Origin of the sequence: Methylomarinum sp. Ch1-1 (genome assembly GCF_030717995.2) — a bacterium.
Taxonomy (GTDB): domain Bacteria; phylum Pseudomonadota; class Gammaproteobacteria; order Methylococcales; family Methylomonadaceae; genus Methylomarinum; species Methylomarinum roseum.
The window spans coordinates 1183654-1203970 of the sequence record NZ_CP157743.1 but is presented as its reverse complement, the minus strand read 5'-3'; the positions used below and the strand labels follow the sequence as shown (position 1 = coordinate 1203970).

Below are 20317 nucleotides of genomic sequence, written 5' to 3'. Positions count from 1 at the left end.
TAACGTCAGACTAGTCATGCTAATTTCCGACGACATTAGTTCAATAGTATGGGCATCCGGCCCGAATTTCCAGGATAATATGACAAACAATGTAACATTGAACCATGCACCAAATTATTCTTTGCTCCTGTCCAGACCAATGCACGGCGAAAAAAATCGCCAGTCATCTGATAGAAGCGCAGCTAGCGGCCTGCATCAACATCCTGCCATCGGTAACCTCGGTCTATCTTTGGCAAGGAAAGGTCGAAACCGAACAGGAACAGCTGTTGCTGATCAAATCACATAGCGGGCAATACCCGGAACTGGAGCGTCAAATCAAGGCTCTGCACCCCTATGAACTTCCGGAGATCATCGCAGTCTCAATCGACCGTGGCCTCCCCGACTATTTGAAATGGATAGACTCATGTCTCGTTGCTTCTTAATTGTTGCGTTTTTATTGACTTTTTTCAGTCAACAACTTGCCGCCATCACCGCTGAAGAATTACTCCCCCCGGAACAGGCCTTCAAGTTGTCAGCCCAGGCCTTGTCCAAAAACCGAATCGAACTGAACTGGGAAATACACGAGGGCTATTATCTATATCGCAACAAATTGGCTTTCGCCTCGCAAAGCGACGGCATCGCGGCCGAAACCGCCGAACTGCCGGGCGGCAAAATCAAGCATGATGAGTTTTTTGGCGATGTCGAAATTTACCGCGACCACCTCAAAGTCATTCTGCCGCTCACCGGCGTTCAACAACAAACCCAGTTACGGCTGCTAGTCAAATATCAAGGCTGCGCCGATATCGGCGTCTGCTATCCACCGCAGAAGACCGTCTTGGAAATCGACCTGCCTAGACGACAAAACCCGGCCGACGATGCCATCGGACAGCTACTGAAAGGCGTCAAGGGCATGGCCTTGAATCTGTTCGAAGACGAATTGCTGCCGGCTGAACAAGCCTTTCGCTTTTACGCCAGCGTCAAGGATGCTCACACCCTGCATGTCAACTGGATCATCGCCGAGGGTTACTATCTGTACCGCGACAAGATCCAATTACACCTACAAGAGAATCCTAACACCCGCCTGGGTCGGTTTCAGATACCCCGCGGCGAACCCTATCGCGACGCAGAATTCGGCCAGGTGGAAATTTTCCACCGCGAACTGAGCTTTGATATCCCGCTGCAACGCCTGGATAAAGCAGCGCAAACCCTGCGCTTGACCGCCAACTATCAAGGTTGCGCTGAGCGCGGGGTCTGTTATCCGCCGATGCAATCGAGCATCGATTTAGCCTTACCGGCCGCACAGACACTGACCGACTCCACCGCACCGGCTCTTTCGGAACAGGATCAGATCGTCAACTCTCTGCAACAAGACACCTTGCCGCTGACCCTAATCAGTTTCTTCGGTTTTGGTCTGCTGTTGGCATTCACTCCCTGCGTTTTCCCGATGATTCCGATACTCTCCGGCATCATCGTCGGCCATGGCAAGGAAATGACCCAGCGCAAGGCCTTCCTGCTATCGCTCAGTTATGTGCTGGCCTCGGCATTGACTTATACCGCATTCGGCATCCTCGCCGCACTGTTCGGCAGCAATCTCCAGGCCATCTTCCAGGAGCCCTGGGTCATCGCGCTGTTCAGCGGCATATTCATCTTATTGTCGCTGTCGATGTTCGGCTTCTATAACCTGGAAATGCCGAAGTCGATACAGAGCCGTCTGCATCAATCCAGCGATAAGCACCGAGACGGCTCTTATGCCGGCGCCTTCATCATGGGAGCCCTATCGTCGCTGATCGTCGGCCCTTGCGTAGCTGCGCCGCTGGCCGCGGCGCTGGTTTATATCGGCCAGACCGGCGATGCGCTGCTGGGTGGCTCGGCCTTGTTCGTGATGGGCCTGGGCATGGGAGCGCCATTACTATTGCTCGGCGCCTCCGCCGGCAGGCTGTTGCCTAGAGCCGGACACTGGCTCAATTCCACCAAAGCGGTGTTTGGCGTGATCATGTTGGCGGTCGCCGTCTGGATGTTGGACCGTATACTGCCGGGTTCGGTGACGATGGTGTTATGGTCGATGTTGCTGATCATCCCGGCCATCTATCTGAACGCCATCGATCCGCTGCCGCAGGAAGCCTCGAACTGGCGCCGGCTATGGAAAGGCCTCGGCCTGATCATGCTGGTCTACGGGGTGTTGCTGCTGATCGGCGTCAGCGCCGGCAACGACAACCCACTACAGCCTTTGCGCGGTCTGGCCAGTCATAGCGCAGCGCCGGAGCAGGAAAGCCTACCCTTCCAACGCATCAAAACCACCGAGGATCTGCATCGGCAGCTGCGCCTAGCCGACGCCCAGCACCAGATGGTGATGCTAGATTTTTATGCCGATTGGTGCATTTCCTGCAAGGAAATGGAGGCCTATACCTTCAGCGACCCGGCCATCAAACGACAATTGGCCGATTTCATGCTGCTGCAGGCCGATGTCACGGCAAACGATGAGGCCGACCAGGCTCTCTTAAAACAATTCAATCTGATCGGTCCGCCGGGCATTATATTTTTCGATAGCGACCAGCGTGAAATCATCCACGCCAGGGTCATCGGCTATCAGGACGCCGCAACCTTCAGTCAGACATTAAGCAAGCTATGAAACAAAACCTGATCATCGCCATCGTCGCCCTGTTCGCCTTAGCGGGCGGCGTCGCGGTACAAAACATAACGGCTGTTTCCGCCGGCCCTTCGACACAGACCGAGAACGGTTTAGATTTCAGCCTGCCCGACATATCCGGGACGGTGCGCAACATCGAGGAATGGCGGGGCAAGATTCTGATCGTCAACTTCTGGGCCACGTGGTGCCCCCCTTGTTTGAAAGAAATTCCCGAATTCATTAAACTGCAGGAACAGCTAGGTGTTCGAGACGTCCAGTTTATCGGCGTCGCCATCGAGGAAAAAGAACCGGTCGCGGAATTTCTCAACAGCCATACGATCAATTACCCGATACTGATCGGCGGTGATGCCGGTATTAGCTTGTCGCAGCAGCTGGGCAACATCATCGGCGCCGTCCCTTACACCGTCATCGTCAATCAACAAGGCCAAATCATCCATAGACATCCAGGTGAATTAGACCGGACCAAGCTGCTTCAGATCTTAAAGCCCTTGCTGTAGCGCCCCCGCTGAACCTTGAAACAAAGTTCAGGGTCGATAGTTCAATGATTTGCAATAGACAACAAGGTGATCTTAATGCCCATTAGTGTTTTCGATATCTTTAAAATCGGCATTGGACCTTCCAGTTCCCATACCGTCGGACCGATGCGCGCGGCTAGGCTATTCGCCGAGCAACTGCAAGAACAACACAGGCTTGAGCAGGTCACCCGCCTTAAAATCGACTTGTTCGGCTCCCTGGGCGCAACCGGCAAGGGTCATGGCACTAACAAAGCCATACTGCTCGGACTCGAAGGCGAAAAACCCGATCAAATCGCCCCCGATACGATCCCCGCAAGGCTGGACGCTATTCGCAACCAAAAACGACTGCAACTGCTGCATAAGACAGCGGTGCCGTTCGACGAGGATACGGACCTGCATTACCATCTCAAGGCCTTGCCTTTCCATGCCAACGGCATGCGTTTCAGCGCCTTTTCCGGAACGGAAATCCTGCTGAAAAAAGACTATTTCTCGATCGGCGGCGGTTTCATCAGCAGCGGAGAAATCCCGCAAGCCGCCGACAACGGCGGTGAAAATTGCCTGCCCTATCCGTTTAAAAGCTCCGACGAACTGCTCAAATTATGCCTGCTGCATAAATGTTCGATCAGCACGATCATGCTCAATAACGAAAAAGCCTGGTTAAGTCAGCAGGAAATTCGGGAAAACTTGTTGGCAATCTGGGCCGTCATGCAAGCCTGTGTACAACGGGGCATCAAACAGCAAGGCATCTTGCCGGGCGGCTTGAACGTCAAACGCCGGGCGGCTGACCTCTATAAGCAACTGCAGGAAGAGAGTGAAAAAAATCCGGTCCCGCTAGGACAACTGGATTGGGTCAATATGTTCGCCTTGGCGGTCAGCGAAGAAAACGCCGCGGGCGGACGGGTCGTTACTGCGCCGACCAACGGCGCAGCCGGCATAATTCCGGCCGTATTGCATTATTACTGGCAATTCTGCCACAACGCGAACGAAGAAGGCGTAGTGCGTTTTTTATTGACCGCCGGCGCCTTCGCCATCCTGTATAAAGAAAACGCCTCGATTTCCGGCGCCGAAGTCGGCTGTCAAGGTGAGGTCGGCGTCGCCTGTTCGATGGCCGCCGGCGCCTTGACGGAAATCTTGGGCGGCAATCCGGAACAGGTGGAAAACGCCGCCGAAATCGGCATGGAACACAATCTCGGCCTGACCTGCGATCCGATCGGCGGCCTGGTGCAAATCCCCTGTATCGAGCGCAATGCGATGGGCGCCGTCAAGGCGATCAATGCCGCACGTATGGCGCTCAGAGGCACCGGTACGCATTTGGTGTCATTGGATAAGGTCATCAAAACGATGCGCGAGACCGGCGCCGACATGCAAAGCAAATACAAAGAAACCTCACAGGGTGGATTGGCTGTCAATGTAACGGAGTGCTGAGGAAACGCTAATTCACCTCAGTTCGGGATAAATGAGCCATATATTGCATCGGTGGACCCCAAGTCATTCATTGTGTAAGCAAGCGGCAAACCGCTTCGTCGCCGAGCGACCGCCGAAAGGCCCGGAGATGGCTTGATCCTTCGTTTGCCTAACAGACCTCTCGCCTCCCGATGCACTCGGTTTTATCGCGCTGGCCAGCAATTCGGCCGCTGCGTTAAAAAACCATTAAATTCCGATTAAAGCGACATAAAATTGAAGTTTCTGCCGCTATCTGACATGAAACCACATATATCTGGACAAAACCTCGCAAATTAGGCAAAATTATCGACCTTGAGTATTTTCGATTCAACAACCTAATGGCAACAATAATTATTCTAAACGGCCCGAACCTAAACCTGTTAGGCGTCCGCGAACCAGGACATTATGGAACAAAAACACTCGAAGATATCCAGAACTCACTGGAATTAATGGCCGAAGACCTAGGCCATCGACTCGATTTCCACCAAAACAATGCCGAACATGAAATTGTCGAGCATATACACGGTGCCTTGCATAACCAGGCCGATTTCATCATCATCAATCCGGCGGCATTCACTCACACCAGCGTTGCCATCCGGGATGCCCTATTGGCCAGTAAAATTCCCTTTATTGAAGTGCATTTATCAAACGTTCATGCGCGTGAGCCATTCAGAAAACATTCCTATTTATCCGATATCGCCGAAGGCGTTATTTGCGGACTGGGGGCGAGCGGCTATGAACTTGCGTTACAAGCCGCTCATCAGATATTAGCAGAGAGAAACTAACACCATGGATATTAGAAAAATAAAAAAACTGATTGAAATCATCGAGGATTCTGACATCGCCGAACTGGAAATTAGCGAAGGCGAAGAATCGGTCAGAATCAGCCGACTTTCATCCATCAACCCACCACAAGTCGCCGTCGCCGCCCCGTCGCCGCGGCGCCTGCCGCGCCTGCCGGCACAGAAGCGGCTCCTGCCGCCGCGGCTGAGGAACCAACAATCAGCGGTCATGCGGTTAAATCGCCGATGGTCGGCACCTTCTACCGCGCGGCATCACCCGGCGCCAAAGCCTTTGTCGAGCTGGGACAGTCGGTCACGGTCGGCGATACATTGTGCATCATTGAAGCGATGAAAATTCTCAATCAAATTGAAGCGGACAAAAGCGGCACGATCAAACAGATTCTGGTTGAAAATGCGCAGCCTGTCGAATATGACCAACCTTTATTCATCATCGAATAACTTATAGGTGAAGAATCATGTTCGATAAAATTGTCATCGCCAACCGAGGCGAGATCGCACTACGCATATTACGCGCCTGCCGAGAATTGGGCGTCAAAGCCGTAGCCGTTCATTCCGTCGCCGATCGCGACCTTAAACATGTGCGCCTAGCGGACGAAGCCGTCTGCATCGGCCCGGCCGCATCGGCGGATAGCTACCTGAACATCCCGGCTATCATCAGCGCCGCCGAAGTCACCGACGCGGAGGCGATTCATCCTGGCTATGGGTTTTTATCCGAAAACGCCGACTTTGCCGAAAAAGTCAGCCAGAGCGGCTTCACCTTCATCGGTCCGAGAGCCGAAACCATCCGCATTATGGGCGATAAGATCGCCGCCAAGAAAGCCATGATAGCCGCCGGCATCCCTTGTGTCCCGGGCAACGGCGAACCGCTGGGCAACGATAACGCCACCAATCTGAAAATGGCTCAGGAAATAGGCTACCCGGTCATCATCAAGGCTGCCGGCGGCGGTGGCGGTCGCGGCATGCGCACCGTACACACCGAAGCGGCGCTGATCAACGCGATCACGATGACCAAGGCCGAAGCATCCTCTGCGTTCGGTAACGGCACGGTCTATATGGAAAAGTTCCTGGAGGATCCGCGCCACATAGAATTTCAAGTGCTGGCCGATGCCCATGGCAACGCCATCCACCTGGGAGAGCGCGACTGTTCGATGCAACGACGCCATCAAAAAGTCGTCGAAGAAGCGCCGGCCCCCGGCATCACCGAAGAAGAGCGCAACCGAATGGGCGAACAGTGCGCGAAGGCCTGTGTCGACATCGGTTATTTAGGCGCCGGCACCTTCGAATTCCTGTATGAAAAAGGCGAGTTCTATTTCATTGAGATGAACACCCGGGTACAGGTTGAACACCCGGTCACCGAAATGATTACCAGCTTCGACATCGTCAAAGAGCAATTGCGCATTGCCGCCGGCGAACCGTTATCGATCAGCCAAGACCAAGTCACCTTCACCGGCCACGCCATCGAGTGTCGACTGAACGCCGAAGATCCTAAAACGTTCATGCCTAGCCCGGGCACCATCGATCAATTTCATATGCCGGGCGGACCGGGAATCCGCTGTGAAACCCATATTTACAACGGCTACAAAGTACCGCCCTTCTATGATTCGATGATCGGCAAACTGATTGCCCATGGGGACGATCGGCAAAGCGCCATTGCCCGCATGAAGACGGCCTTGAGTGAAATGGTGATCGACGGCATCAAGACCAATATCCCATTGCAGCAGGATATTATGGCCGACAGCGCCTTTGCTCAGGGCTGTCAAAATATCCATTACCTGGAAAAGAAACTGGGTACCAATAAATAAGCCCCCCGGGTTTCCGAAAGTGACCGCGGAAACCCGGCCTAGCAATTTCGAACAGACTATGGCCTGGCATCAACTCTCGGTGATCACCGACCCAAAAACAGCGCCCGACTTGTCGGATTTTTTCAGCAACCTGGGCGCCGTTTCCGTGACTTACATGGACGCAGAGGATCAACCGGTCTATGAACCTCCGCCCGGTGAAACTCGCATCTGGAATCGAACCAAAGTCATTGCCTTGTTTGAGCTGGAGATCGAGGCGGAGCAGATCAAAACCCTGATTTTCGCTCAGTTCAACGAACAACTGTTGTTGGATTGGTCTGAGGAATTGATCGAGGATCAAGCCTGGGAACGGGCCTGGATGGAACATTACCAGCCGATGAAATTCGGCGAACGGCTATGGGTTTGTCCCACCGGCCAGGAACAACACGAACCCGGCTGCGTCTGCATGACGCTGGATCCCGGCTTGGCGTTCGGCACCGGCACTCATCCGACGACCGCCTTATGTCTTGAGTGGCTTGCCAGCCATGCCATTCGCGATCAAGTCATCGTCGATTACGGTTGCGGTTCCGGCATTCTGGCCGTGGCCGCCTTATTGCTGGGAACGAAACACGCCTATTGTATCGACATCGATCCTCAAGCATTGGAAGCGACGCAAAGCAATGCGCTAAAAAATGGCGTCCAAGATCGCATTTCCACTTATCTACCGAAACAATTTTCGCCGCAGCCCGGCGATGTGGTGTTGGCCAATATTCTGGCGAAACCCTTGGTCGAACTGTCCAAGCCGATCAGCGCTCTGGTAAAGCCGGGCGGTCAGTTGGTGTTATCCGGGATACTGAATGAACAAGCCGACTCGGTCGCCGCCGCCTACCGACAACAAGGCCTGCAGATCAGCTCACCGGTCAGCCGGGAAGACTGGTGCCGCCTGGATGGCATGAAAAACTAAATCATGTTTACCCAATGCCCGGAATGCAAAAGCCAGCATATCGTTAGCACCGAAGATTTGCGCGCTTGCCGAGGCATGATGAAATGCAGCAACTGCGCGACGATGTTTGACGCGCTGGAATACATCAGCGACCAACCGATAACAGATGAGCGGCAACGACAAAGCATCCAACCCTTCTCCGCCAGCGATGAAGGCGCTAAACCGCGCACCAAGTTATGGCTGTTCGGTTTTCTACTGGGACTAATGATCTTGCTTGGCCAGTTTTTCTATTTCGAAGCTTATCACTTAAGCCAAGATCCAGCGCTGCGCCCTTGGCTGTTGAAAACATGTCAAACGTTCGATTGCCAGCTACCCGACTATAAAAACCCCAATGAAATTAGTATAATGCATGGAACACTGGAGGCCAACGGCGAATACAGCTACCGCTTCAAAGCGATCATCGTCAATCAGGCCGGGTTTGCCCAAGCCTATCCGGACATTCAATTGACCCTGCTCAACTTTACCGGCGAGCCCTTCGCGGAAAGAGTGTTTTCCGCCCGACACTATCAGTCTTCCGGCGCCCCACTTGCCGTCGACGAAAGCGCGGAAATCGTGTTCGATATCGCCGCCCCGAGTCATAAAATCGGCGGCTACACTTTCAAGTTACGCTAACCATCATGTCCATTCCTGAATTATTGTTAAAAAAACATGAAGACAAGCGTCTTCGCAAAGGCCATCTATGGGTGTTCAGCAATGAGGTCGATAATAAACGCAGCCCTTTGGAACAATTTGCGCCCGGCGATCTAGCTGTCGTCAAGGATCACGCCGGCAAGGCGTTAGGCGCCGCCTATGTCAACCCCAATACGCTGATCTGCGCCCGCCTCTTGTCCAGAAAAGCGAACCTCAAAGTAGGGGCGAACTTCTTTAAATCACGCCTGGCCACCGCGCTGACCTTACGAGAGCGGCTATTTGACAAACCCTATTACCGCCTGGTGTTTGGCGAGAGCGACGGTCTTCCCGGCCTGGTCATAGACCGCTTCGGCTCCGTGCTGTCGGTGCAGATCACCACCGCCGGCATCGAAAAACACAAAGAGGTGCTGATTTCCTGTTTAATCGAATTGCTGCAACCCGAGGCCATCCTATTAAAAAACGACAACGGCCAGAGGCAACTGGAAAACCTGTCGCTGGAACCGGAAATCGTCTACGGCAAAGTCCCCGAGGCATTGATCATCGAGGAAAACAAGGCCCGCTTCAACATCTCCATCCTGGCGGGACAAAAAACCGGCTGGTTTTACGATCACCGCGATAGTCGCGCCAGATTGGCCGCATTATCGCGCGGCCTGAAGGTGCTGGACTTATTTTCCTATTCGGGCGCATGGGGCATACCAGCGGCAATGGCGGGGGCTTCCGAAGTCACCTGTGTCGACAGTTCCGAATCGGCGCTGGCAATGGCCGCCAGCAGCGCGGAATTAAACGGTGTCGGCGACATCCTGCGCCTTGTCCGCAGCGACGTGTTTGACTTTCTCCGCCAGGCGCGGGAACAAAACGAGCATTATGACATCGTGGTATTGGACCCGCCGGCATTAATCAAACGTAAGAAAGATTTCAAGGCCGGCTACGAAGCTTATCGACGATTGAACCACCTAGCGTTGCAAGTGCTGGAAAGAAACGGCATCCTGGTATCGGCTTCTTGTTCGCACCACCTGAGCCGCGCAAACCTTCACGAGATTCTGCGCTCTTCCGCCCGCCATATCGATCGCCACCTGATATTCTTTGCCGACGGCGGCCAAGGACCGGACCACCCCATTCACCCGGCAGTGATGGAAACGGATTATTTAAAAACCTTTTTCTGTTCGGTGTCCCCCAGCTTATAGGCGCATCATGGCTGAAAACAACGAACCCTGCGCCCTATGCGGCGAACCGGTCGTCATTACCGGTTTCAGCTTAACCGACCAGAATGATGAAAAACATTTCTGTTGTGAAGGCTGCCTGTGTATCTATCGCTTACTTAATGAAGACCAATTACCATCCCATCCACCAGAGGAGAAAAAATGAAAGCCTGCGAATCCTGTTCAGAACGAGTCAAAATTGGCTGCAACCATAAAAAAATGCCGGTGCTGTCACGGGCCATAGGCCTGCTGTTTATTTATCTGCCCATCTTGACGCTGCCCTTCGTCATCACCAGCGCCTATCTGACCTATTTCAGTCTGAAGCTGGTCGGCGCCGAAAACGTCAAGACCTGGGGCGACTTCCTGCCCGACCGCGCCAGTCACCGTTACGACCTAAAAAGCCAGGTGACTATGGACGGCACCTTCAAACTGAGCCTGGCGCAATCGAAACTGTACTGGATTCTGAACTGCACTTGGTATTGTCCTTACAGCGTCGCGCTGTTCGAGTGGCATGCCTATTTGGTAAAAGTCGTCGAGAACTGGTGGTGCCCGTTCACTCACTCGCGTAAAGACGGCTATACCGATGGCGCTATCGACCAGTCTTTCTGGCATATTTACCCGGGTGATAAAGCCAAACTGCACGAAGACGATAAAAACAACCCGATTTTCACCGAAACTCCGGAAAAACAGGAAACACAACAAACGCCTGAAAAATAACGTTACGTTATGGCTCCCACGCTCTGCGCTCATCGTTATACATAAGTCTCGTCATACCCGCCGGGAGCGGGTATCCAGAGTCAAGGATGACAAGCCAAATACATCCTTGTAGCCTGGATTTCGGCAATCCCTGCCGGAATGACATGGTTCACATAAAGATGTGTATAACGATGAGCGCTCTGCGTGGAAGCCCGGTCAGGGACGCTCCCGCGTCCCGAACCGCAGAACGGTTCAGATATCATTCCCGCGCAGAGCGCGGGAATGATGAAACGCCCTGTCACCCAGCAACTCCCATCAGTTTGAACGTTTTAGCGGTGTTTAGTAGGGCTTGGGATGTGTCTGTCGAGGAGCGCCGTAAACCCATCCCTGGGGGCTTGACGGCAGCATCCTTGCTGCCGACATCCTCGCCAAACACATCCCATGCCCTTTTTGAACGCCAAACTGATGCCTTTCACCTTTCGGCGTTTTTAGGTAGAATAGCCGACCTTTTCGCAGCACCCTACGCACATGCAGATCGGCCCGTATAAACTCGCTAACAACCTGATCCTTGCGCCGATGGCGGGCATTACCGACCGCCCGTTCAGGGAGCTGTGCAAGCAATTCGGCGCGGGCCTGACGGTCTCGGAAATGGTCGCCTCCAGCCCTCAGCTGCAAAATCACAAAAGAACCTTGCAAAAAACCGACCATAGCGGCGACAGCGGTTTGCGTTCGGTACAGATACTCGGCACCGACCCCGAACAAATGGCCGCCGCGGCAACAATCAATGTCGCCCGTGGCGCGCATATCATCGACATCAACATGGGCTGTCCGGCGAAAAAGGTCTGTTCGGTCGCGGCCGGCTCGGCCTTGTTAAGAGACGAAGCCCTGGTGGAAAAAATCCTGACTCGTGTCGTCGACGCCGTGTCCGTTCCGGTCACGCTGAAGATACGCACAGGATGGGACAAACAAAACCGCAATGCGCTGGCCATCGCCAAAATAGCCGAAAACTGCGGCATACAAGCCTTAGCGATCCATGGCCGCACCAGGGCCTGTAAATTCAATGGCGCAGCGGAATATGACACGATCAAGCGGGTTAAACAAACGGTCGCCATTCCGGTCATCGCCAATGGCGATATCGACTCCGCCGAGAAAGCCAAAAAAGTCCTGCACGAAACCGGCGCCGATGCCGTCATGATCGGCCGTGCGGCACAAGGCAAGCCTTGGATATTTCAGGAAATACAGAATCGACTCGATGCTTCGGCACACTACGCTATGCCAACGCGGAGCGAAGCTCAATCGATAATTAATAATCATCTGGAAAACTTATACAGCTTCTACGGGAATATCAGCGGTGTTAGAATAGCGCGCAAGCATATCGGCTGGTATTTTGACAAACTGGGCTCTCTTCCCGCGGCCCGCAAACAAGAGATTAATCAGGCGCAACTCCCGGCAGCTCAACTGGCGCTGGTTAATTTATCGTTCAACGACATCACGCACAATACAGCTTGAATAATGATCGCACCCCAAATTGACAAAGACAGTATACCTATCAGCTCCGCCAACGACAGCACCCGGCCGTTATCCGAGCATGTCCGCTATGCCGTCGACGGCTATTTTTCCCAGCTCAATGGCCACGATTCCTCCGGCCTATACGCCTTGGTGCTGGCCGAAGTTGAAAAACCGTTGCTGGAAACCGCGCTCAAGCACGCCAATTATAATCAGACCAAAACCGCCAAAATCTTGGGTCTGAGCCGCAGCACATTGCGCAAAAAGCTGGACCAATACGGCATCAGTTAATTTTAAAAAATCCCCTGAGGTTTGTTTACATGAAGAAAAAAGTTACCCGCGCCCTGGTCAGCGTCTCGGACAAAACCGGCGTGCTTGAATTTTGCCAGCAGCTGACGCAACTGGGCATAGAATTGCTGTCGACAGGCGGTACCGCCAAACTGCTGCAGCAAAACCAAGTCGCCGTCACCGAAGTGTCCGATTACACAGGCTTTCCTGAAATGATGGCCGGCCGGGTCAAGACCCTACATCCGAAGGTCCATGGCGGCATACTCGGGCGTCGCGGCATCGATGATGAAGTGATGGCGGCTAACGATATCAAAGCCATCGATATGGTGGTCGTCAACCTCTATCCCTTCGAGCAAACCGTCGCGAATCCCGATTGCGACCTGGAAACGGCGATCGAAAACATCGATATCGGCGGTCCGACGATGCTGCGCGCGGCGGCCAAGAATCACGCCGATGTCGCCGTCGTCGTCAATCCTGACGATTATCAAGCCATCCTGAGCGAACTGCAGGCCAATGACGTCAGCCTGAGTCAGCAAACACGTTTCGATCTGGCGCTGAAAGGCTTCGAACACACCGCCCGTTATGATACAGCGATTTCCGCCTATTTGGCCGGCGTCAATCAGCAAGCCTTCCCCGATACGTTGAATCTGCAGTTTCATCGCCTACAGACGATGCGCTATGGCGAGAATCCTCATCAAAAAGCGGCGTTCTACCGGGAAAAAGATGCGCAATCCGGCACCATTTCGGCGGCCAAACAATTGCAAGGCAAGGAACTGTCCTATAACAACATTGCCGACGCCGACGCCGCGCTGGAATGCGTTAAGGAATTCGACGAACAGGCGGCCTGCGTCATCGTCAAACACGCCAACCCCTGCGGCGTGGCGATTGCCGACGATATTTTCACGGCCTATGACCTGGCTTACGCGACCGACCCGACTTCCGCGTTCGGCGGCATCATCGCCTTCAACCGCGAATTGGACGAACAAACCGCGGCCGAAATCATCAAGCGCCAATTCGTCGAAGTGATCATCGCCCCGACCGTGACCCCGGCCGCGCAACAGGTGCTGGCAGCCAAACAAAACGTGCGCGTGCTGGAAGCCGGCCTATGGAACAGCGGCCATGCCCCCGCGCTGGATTTCAAACGCGTCTCCGGCGGTCTGCTGGTGCAAGACAAGGATTATGGCAGCATCAGCGCCGCCGAAGTCAAGGTCGTCAGCAAACGGGCGCCAACGGAACAGGAAATGAACGACTTGTTGTTTACTTGGAAAGTCGCCAAGTTCGTCAAGTCCAATGCGATCGTCTACGGCAAAGGCGGACGCACGATCGGCGTCGGCGCCGGCCAAATGAGCCGAGTCTATTCGGCCAAGATCGCCGGCATCAAGGCGGCCGACGAAGGCCTGGAAGTGCCCGGCTCGGTGATGGCTTCGGACGCCTTCTTCCCGTTCCGCGATGGCATCGACGCCGCCGCCGCTGCCGGCGTCACCGCAGTCATTCATCCGGGCGGCTCGATGCGCGACGAGGAAGTCATCGCCGCCGCCGACGAACACGGCCTAGCGATGGTATTGACCGGCATGCGTCATTTCCGTCATTAATCCCTTTCTGTAGGATGTGCTGACGATAGGAAGCGCATCGATCGTAATTCAACGATGCGCTTCACTTTGTTCAGCACATCCTACAATAGATAATTCAACTTCAGCCCGCAAAGATACTCATGAAAATCCTCATCGTTGGCAGTGGCGGCCGTGAACATGCACTGGCCTGGAAAGCGAAACAATCAAGCAAAGTCAGCCGCGTCTATGTCGCGCCCGGCAACGCCGGCACCGCGTTGGAAGACGGCATCGAAAACGTCGCGATCGGCGTCGACGACATTCCCGCTCTAGTCGAATTCGCCCAGCAAGAACAAATCGGCCTGACTATCATCGGCCCGGAAGCGCCGCTGGTCGCCGGCATCGTCGACAGCTTTCAGGCCGCAGGTTTAGCCTGCTTCGGCCCATCAGCCGCCGCCGCGCAACTGGAAGGCTCCAAAGCCTTCTGTAAGGATTTCATGGCCCGCCACAATATTCCGACCGCCGAATACCAGACCTTCACCGATACCCGGGCGGCCATCGATTATATTAAAACCAAGGGCGCGCCTATCGTGGTCAAAGCCGACGGCCTAGCGGCCGGTAAAGGCGTGATCGTCGCGCAAAGCGAACAAGAGGCGACAGACGCGGTCGAAGACATGCTGTCCGGCAACAGCTTCGGCGAAGCCGGCCACCGCGTCGTGATCGAGGAATTCCTCGACGGCGAGGAAGCCAGCTTCATCGTCATCGCCGACGGAGAGCATGCGCTGCCGATGGCGACCTCGCAAGACCACAAGGCCCGCGACAACGGCGACGCCGGCCCGAACACCGGCGGCATGGGCGCGTATTCGCCGGCGCCGGTGGTCACCGACGAAATCTACCAACGCGTGATGAATGAAGTCATCAACCCGACGCTGCAAGGCATGCGCGAAGACGGCCACCCATATACCGGCTTCCTCTATGCCGGTCTGATGATCAACAAAGATGGCTCGATCAAGGTGCTGGAATACAACTGCCGCTTCGGCGATCCGGAAACCCAGCCGATCATGATGCGCCTTCAAAGCGACCTGGTCGATCTGTGTCAGGCGGCCCTGGACCAGAGCCTGGATAAAACCGAAACGCAGTGGGACCAACGCCCCGCATTGGGCGTGGTATTGGCGGCCGGCGGCTATCCCGACAACTACCGCAAGGGTGATGTTATTTCAGGCCTGCCTGAACAGGAAACTGCCGACAGCAAGGTATTCCATGCCGGCACCCAACAAAGCGAACAAGGCGTCGTCACCGCCGGCGGCCGCGTGCTGTGCGCCACCGCCTTGGGCAACAGCATCGCCGACGCGCAAGACAAAGCCTATCAATTGACCCGGCAAATCAGCTGGGACGGCGTCTATTACCGCACCGACATCGGCTTTAAGGCAATTAAAGCGGGTTGATCTGTATGATTAATTTGTCGGGTTAGGCATTCCTAACCCGACCGACACTGATAGAAGCAGAAGCAAGTAGCCCGCATGAAGCCTTGCGGAATGCGGAACAACGCACCCTAGCCCTTTCTTCAATCGGGCATCGGTTATGACGTATCCTGACCTGACTGCGAGATACCTTCGATGAATGAGAAAGACTCTTTACAGGCCAACCTGGCTGAACTAAACAAAGACGTGCTGGCGGAGTTCACCGCCAGTTTGCATGGCGCCATAGATAAGAGCATTGACCAACGCATCGAGCGCCTCCTCTTAATAGAAGATTGCGATGCCTTGGAAAAATCATTGCGAAAACAAATCACGAGCCTGAAACGGGGAAGAAAGTTTTACGATTATTACGAAACCGACGCCTTTGGCGATGAAATTCAACAACTGCTTGCCGAAATTGAACAACATATTCTGCCAAAGTCTCCCGAGCAGGCATTCGCGCTGCTGGATGCATTTCTGAATACCGCAGCCAACAGCCTGGAGCGATGCGATGACTCCAACGGTTATGTCGGCGATCTGTATCAACAAGCTTGTCTGTTATGGTTGCAAGCAGCCAAGCGCAGCCCAGAGCCACCGGAAGGATGGTTGGAGCGGGTCAAACGCATGGCCAATGACAACGATTACGCCATTTTCGATCCCTTACTGCCCAATGCCCATTTGCTGTTAAGCAAAGATGAGTTGCGCCAGCTGGCTTTCTATTACGAAACGGGGCTGCGCAAGGCGTTGGATCAAGGCGCAGAAGACCTGAGGTATTTGAGCTGGAAAGTCAATCTCCTAGCAATCGCCGAAGCCTTGAAAGATACGGACTTATATCGGCGCGCAGTCCTCTTGGCCAGTTCGCAACCAAACCCCATGCAGCTCGAAGATCTGGCGCGCTTCTATATGCGCTGTGAAGATTATCAAGGGGCTTTACAGTGGTTGACCGAACCTTGGCCAACGACTGCTTGGCGAGATGAAAATATCGAACGTTTGTCTTTACTGGCGCAATGCCGCCAAGCGCTACAGCAACCGCAACAACAACTGGAAGCCTTAAGATCGCGTCTCGAACTCAGTCCGACCTTCGAAAATCTGCAGGCGCTCATTCCCCTGGTCACCAAGGACGAAGCGACACGCCTACGCCAACAGGCAATCGATTTGGTCATGCAAAAAAATTCCGCAGTCGCCAAACTGGAATTGCTACTCAGATTGGAAGAGTTCGAACTGGCGCGTGAAAGCGTCGTGGCGGACCAGAAAGAACTGGCGCAGTGCCATTATGCGACATTGACCCGTTTGCTGGAGTTGACGCCGGCCGCAGCAATACATGTCCGTATCGTGTTACAGCGCTGCCTGCTTGACGACATTCTGAATCGAGGCAAGTCCCAAGCTTATCGGCATGCCGCAGACTATCTGAAGAAACTGCGCACACTGGATCAGCAGAATCCCGAATACGCGCCTTTGATTAGCCATGCCGACTATGAACAACAGTTACGCGAACAACATGGACGAAAACGAAGCTTCTGGCCTTTAGTGGATAACAACTAACCAACCTACAGTATAACGTAAGGCGAGAGCCGGCATGACATCACTCTCAACCCAAAACACCCTCGGCGATCAGGCTTTTGAACACCGAAAGACATCCTTTCTGTGATCCACGCTCCGGCTTCTCTGTATCCCAAGCTCTTGCTCTCATCGTTATACACATCTTGTCTCGACATCGCGTTGAGCCTCATGCGCAATGACGTCGGAGTAAAAAAGCTTGAGCTTTTTTAAGCAAAAGCTCAAGCTTTTGCACTCCCGGGAGCATTCCGGCACAGAGCACAGGCATGCTTGTGAGGACATCCATCAACATTGAATCCCATCAATCTCCAACGGAACGCTCACTCTTTACGCCGATCGGAATACATCTTATCAATCAATCCTGTGACAATATAGAAAGCGCATTGGTTTTTTTGACTTATGTATAACGATGAACTGGAGCTTGGGAAACAGAGCCACTCTAGCTCCTCAGTTGCCTTAGCTTCGGTTTGGTAGACAGGACTATAGCAATCTCTTCTTGATAAGACGATAACTCGGCGTTATATTTAGGCCATGCTTCTGCTAATTAGTCGCTGATAACAATATTATCTTGTTGTATGTATCTGCTGTGATTTCTCGTTGATACTATTTTTATCTGAATTGGCTTATTCCTTAATTTCATAACAATATTTTAACTGTTTTAATTATATTAATTTCGAGAATGCTATGAACAATTTTAAAATGGGATTAGAAGATAGCTTAGTTTACATGGATAATACTAAGAAAGGAATTTTGAAAAAAGTGGGAGCAGCTTTAGTTTCACTTCCACTGATGTTGGGGAATGTTTCTGTTCATAAACAGGAAAATAACGAAATGACTGGACAGAAAGGACCACTTACAGAATATGTTGTTAAGGCGGGATTTAATGAGGCGGATGCTAAAGAAATTAAAAATATCCCCGATGTTGTTAGAGGAAATCGTTTTTTATTTGATATTTGGACCGAATATGAGGCAAATTTTAATTTTGAGAGTAGACCAAATGCAATTAGAAAATTTGATAATGTTTTTTATAGTAAAAATAATGAAATTAGAGAAAAAAATTTTCCAGGATATATTGTGGCAGCTAAATTCAAGGATAGGCCAAGTCCATATGCTTTAAAAAGAGAAAATCCACTACTTGGAGATTTAGTTCATGGATATTATATGTTTTTAGATGGAAGTTATTCTCATGCACAACCTTTACTTGCAAATGCAATGTTTGGATATGCACAAAAACTTGGATATTAAACAGAAACAGATAGAAGAATATTGGCAGACAGATTTTTAAAAATGTCGCCACAACAAATGAAAGCAGTTTTAGATGAAATAGCTAAAAAAATACCTAAAGAAATTCATATAGAACATATATATGATGGGAAAGAGGACCCATGTAACGATGCTTATTTGACTTATCAGGCGGCTGGAATTCTAGGGATGGATTTAGCATTACAAGGTAAAAGAGAATTTGCTCAAAACTTAATTGATAGTAATTTATACCAACTTTCAAAAAAAAAATTAAAATTAAGCACTTTTGATTCAAAATTAAACTTTTAAAATAATTAAGTCTTATTTATTATTATAAGAGTCTAATTCTTGATTTTCGTCTCCCTTATCTTCTTCACTTTCAGGAGGATTATCAGTTCCTCCATAAACATCATTAAGTATTTCTTCGCCACAACTTCCAGTTTTTCCTGGAGAGTTTACATTAAAAGTTATTTTTCCAGTTTTGAAGACATCATTGCCGGTTTTAATTGTGTAACTGAAAAAGCCTTTTTCAGTTTTGCTTTTGGCAATAAAGTCTAAAGCAGGAGAGAAGTCTAAACTGATTTTTCCATTTTTAATGTGACCTAAGTCTAATTCGTTATCTTTTGATGAAAGTCCTACTTTGTATCTTTCCAAGTCGTAAGAATAGTCTTTTCCATCTGATGCGTATCTAGTGCTTGATTGGCCAACTGTCTTGAAAAGAACGTTTGTTGCAATGTCACAAACAGCAATTCCCATAAGACGCTCACAATAAGAACCTTTTCCTGTTCTCGTAATTATCTGAGGCAGATGGATTTGATCTATATTACCCTTAAGTAGTAAGTATTTGGGAAGCTGGAGCTTGGAAAGCAGCGAAATTAGCTCTATAAACAGCACTCTGTTATCCAAGCTCCGGCTTGGATAATAAGACTCGGAAGCTCCAGCTTCCTGATTAAACCCGCAGGAAAGCCAAAATGACAAAAAGCAGCTACCGTGTCCTGATGAACCCCTGCCCGCATTTCCTGACGGCAACGGTCAACGCTTGGCTGCCGCTATTCACTCAGCCGCAGACTGTCGATATCGTTTTAGATTCCTGGCGATTTCTGCAGAACTCCGGCAAATTCAAGTTATACGGCTATGTGATTCTGGAAAATCATTTGCATCTGATTGCCGCATCGGACGATTTAAGTCGTGATATGCAACGCTTCAAGTCTTACACGGCGAAACAGATCATCGCTCACTTAGAACAACAAAATGCCGAACGGCTGTTAGGATTACTGGCTTTTTTTAAGCGTGCTCATAAGACGGAAAGTCGCTATCAAATTTGGGAGGAAGGCAGCCATCCGAAAATGATCGAATCCGAGTCGGTAATGCGGCAGAAGTTAGAGTATATTCATCAGAATCCCGTGAAACGCGGTTATGTCGACCGACCGGAACATTGGCGTTATTCCAGTGCGCGGAATTATTTGGGGCAGCCGGGATTGATCGATGTTGTTCGAGAGTGGTGAGAGTTCGGGAAGCTGGAGCTTCCCGGTTTGGTTTCCCAAGCTCGAGCTTTGGGAAACAGCACTGGAGCAGCAGAACCCCGGATACGCCCCTTTGCTCAGCCATGCCGACGCGGAAATCATACTTTAAGCGTCCTGCAATTCTGGCAGAACGGATCATTCAGCCAAGATCAAATATCCTCCTCAAGAATCTGGCCATGCTTGCGCAGCCATTGCTTCGCCTTATCCATATTGGGGGTCTGGGCCCGAACAATATTCCAAAACCGTGGCGTGTGATTCGCTTCCAACAGATGCGCAAGCTCTCGGCAATGGTCGATTCAGCGTCCAGATAGGCATCGCGCGAGCCGTAACCCAAAATATCCAGCCGCTCTTCCAACTTGTATTCGCTGAAGACATCGGCAAAGGCGCTGTCCATCTGTTTTTGATCGGTCACCTCGGTTTGGCTATCCCTATCAGCCGACAAATAACTACCTTTACCCCGTCAACTGATGTTATGTTTCAGACTGCAATCTTGGTCTGGGGGCA

The 20317-nt window shown here is 52.0% G+C and carries 21 protein-coding genes and 1 pseudogene; 20 read left to right on the top strand and 2 right to left on the bottom strand.

Annotated features, from left to right (window positions below; genetic code table 11):
- Positions 1-104: 104 nt before the first annotated feature.
- The 19 genes and pseudogenes from cutA to Q9L42_RS05825 all read left to right on the top strand — a co-directional run bounded on the left by cutA (position 105) and on the right by Q9L42_RS05825 (position 18599).
- The gene (cutA, locus tag Q9L42_RS05915; RefSeq protein ID WP_349432278.1) at positions 105-422 is read left to right on the top strand and encodes a divalent-cation tolerance protein CutA; all 318 of its coding nucleotides are present in this window, start codon (positions 105-107) and stop codon (positions 420-422) included.
- Positions 404-2608, top strand: coding sequence for a protein-disulfide reductase DsbD (gene dsbD / locus Q9L42_RS05910; protein WP_349432277.1), 2205 nt, complete (start codon positions 404-406; stop codon positions 2606-2608). Before cutA ends, dsbD begins: the two co-directional genes overlap by 19 nt.
- A complete protein-coding gene (locus Q9L42_RS05905) occupies positions 2605-3123 on the top strand; it encodes a TlpA family protein disulfide reductase (RefSeq protein ID WP_349432275.1) in 519 nt (172 codons plus the stop codon). Before dsbD ends, Q9L42_RS05905 begins: the two co-directional genes overlap by 4 nt.
- Before the next feature lie 75 nt (positions 3124-3198).
- Complete coding sequence (locus tag Q9L42_RS05900; protein ID WP_349432273.1) at positions 3199-4566, top strand: L-serine ammonia-lyase; 1368 nt, start codon at positions 3199-3201, stop codon at positions 4564-4566.
- A 356-nt stretch (positions 4567-4922) separates the two neighbouring features.
- Positions 4923-5369, top strand: a complete 447-nt coding sequence (aroQ, locus tag Q9L42_RS05895) for a type II 3-dehydroquinate dehydratase (protein WP_305909348.1) — start codon at positions 4923-4925, stop codon at positions 5367-5369.
- A gap of 4 nt (positions 5370-5373) precedes the next feature.
- A pseudogene (gene accB / locus Q9L42_RS05890) lies at positions 5374-5825 on the top strand (acetyl-CoA carboxylase biotin carboxyl carrier protein).
- Positions 5826-5842: 17 nt separating this feature from the next.
- The gene (gene accC, locus Q9L42_RS05885) at positions 5843-7189 is read left to right on the top strand and encodes an acetyl-CoA carboxylase biotin carboxylase subunit (protein WP_305909350.1); all 1347 of its coding nucleotides are present in this window, start codon (positions 5843-5845) and stop codon (positions 7187-7189) included.
- Positions 7190-7247: 58 nt separating this feature from the next.
- Positions 7248-8129 carry a 50S ribosomal protein L11 methyltransferase gene (gene prmA, locus Q9L42_RS05880; RefSeq protein WP_305909351.1) on the top strand — a complete coding sequence of 294 codons (882 nt, stop codon included), beginning with the start codon at positions 7248-7250 and terminating at the stop codon, positions 8127-8129.
- Between the two features lie 3 nt (positions 8130-8132).
- The gene (locus Q9L42_RS05875; RefSeq protein WP_305909352.1) at positions 8133-8780 is read left to right on the top strand and encodes a zinc-ribbon and DUF3426 domain-containing protein; all 648 of its coding nucleotides are present in this window, start codon (positions 8133-8135) and stop codon (positions 8778-8780) included.
- Between the two features lie 5 nt (positions 8781-8785).
- Positions 8786-9982 (top strand): class I SAM-dependent rRNA methyltransferase, encoded by a 1197-nt coding sequence (locus Q9L42_RS05870; RefSeq protein ID WP_305909353.1) that lies wholly within the window; start codon positions 8786-8788, stop codon positions 9980-9982.
- A 7-nt stretch (positions 9983-9989) separates the two neighbouring features.
- Positions 9990-10163, top strand: a complete 174-nt coding sequence (locus Q9L42_RS05865) for a heavy metal translocating P-type ATPase metal-binding domain-containing protein (protein ID WP_305909354.1) — start codon at positions 9990-9992, stop codon at positions 10161-10163.
- Positions 10160-10714, top strand: coding sequence for a hypothetical protein (locus tag Q9L42_RS05860; RefSeq protein WP_305909355.1), 555 nt, complete (start codon positions 10160-10162; stop codon positions 10712-10714). The genes Q9L42_RS05865 and Q9L42_RS05860 overlap by 4 nt, the downstream gene beginning before the upstream one ends.
- 507 nt (positions 10715-11221) lie before the next feature.
- Positions 11222-12202 (top strand): tRNA dihydrouridine synthase DusB, encoded by a 981-nt coding sequence (gene dusB / locus Q9L42_RS05855; protein ID WP_305909356.1) that lies wholly within the window; start codon positions 11222-11224, stop codon positions 12200-12202.
- Between the two features lie 3 nt (positions 12203-12205).
- Complete coding sequence (locus tag Q9L42_RS05850) at positions 12206-12490, top strand: helix-turn-helix domain-containing protein (protein WP_305909357.1); 285 nt, start codon at positions 12206-12208, stop codon at positions 12488-12490.
- Between the two features lie 29 nt (positions 12491-12519).
- Complete coding sequence (purH, locus tag Q9L42_RS05845) at positions 12520-14079, top strand: bifunctional phosphoribosylaminoimidazolecarboxamide formyltransferase/IMP cyclohydrolase (RefSeq protein ID WP_305909358.1); 1560 nt, start codon at positions 12520-12522, stop codon at positions 14077-14079.
- A gap of 119 nt (positions 14080-14198) precedes the next feature.
- The gene (gene purD / locus Q9L42_RS05840; protein ID WP_305909359.1) at positions 14199-15479 is read left to right on the top strand and encodes a phosphoribosylamine--glycine ligase; all 1281 of its coding nucleotides are present in this window, start codon (positions 14199-14201) and stop codon (positions 15477-15479) included.
- Between the two features lie 171 nt (positions 15480-15650).
- On the top strand, positions 15651-17033 hold the full coding sequence (locus tag Q9L42_RS05835) for a DUF6880 family protein (RefSeq protein ID WP_305909360.1): 1383 nt from the start codon (positions 15651-15653) through the stop codon (positions 17031-17033).
- Positions 17034-17732: 699 nt separating this feature from the next.
- Positions 17733-18293 (top strand): hypothetical protein, encoded by a 561-nt coding sequence (locus Q9L42_RS05830; protein ID WP_305909361.1) that lies wholly within the window; start codon positions 17733-17735, stop codon positions 18291-18293.
- A gap of 21 nt (positions 18294-18314) precedes the next feature.
- Positions 18315-18599, top strand: a complete 285-nt coding sequence (locus Q9L42_RS05825) for a hypothetical protein (RefSeq protein ID WP_349432267.1) — start codon at positions 18315-18317, stop codon at positions 18597-18599.
- Between the two features lie 12 nt (positions 18600-18611).
- Here Q9L42_RS05825 and Q9L42_RS05820 read toward each other — a convergent pair whose 3' ends face one another.
- Positions 18612-19184 (bottom strand): hypothetical protein, encoded by a 573-nt coding sequence (locus Q9L42_RS05820; RefSeq protein WP_305909363.1) that lies wholly within the window; start codon positions 19182-19184, stop codon positions 18612-18614.
- 77 nt (positions 19185-19261) lie between these two features.
- On the opposite strand from Q9L42_RS05820, the gene Q9L42_RS05815 reads away from it, so the two are divergent.
- On the top strand, positions 19262-19795 hold the full coding sequence (locus tag Q9L42_RS05815) for an REP-associated tyrosine transposase (protein ID WP_305909364.1): 534 nt from the start codon (positions 19262-19264) through the stop codon (positions 19793-19795).
- 157 nt (positions 19796-19952) lie between these two features.
- Here Q9L42_RS05815 and Q9L42_RS05810 read toward each other — a convergent pair whose 3' ends face one another.
- Positions 19953-20225 carry a hypothetical protein gene (locus Q9L42_RS05810; RefSeq protein WP_349432265.1) on the bottom strand — a complete coding sequence of 91 codons (273 nt, stop codon included), beginning with the start codon at positions 20223-20225 and terminating at the stop codon, positions 19953-19955.
- Between the last annotated feature and the right edge of the window lie 92 nt (positions 20226-20317).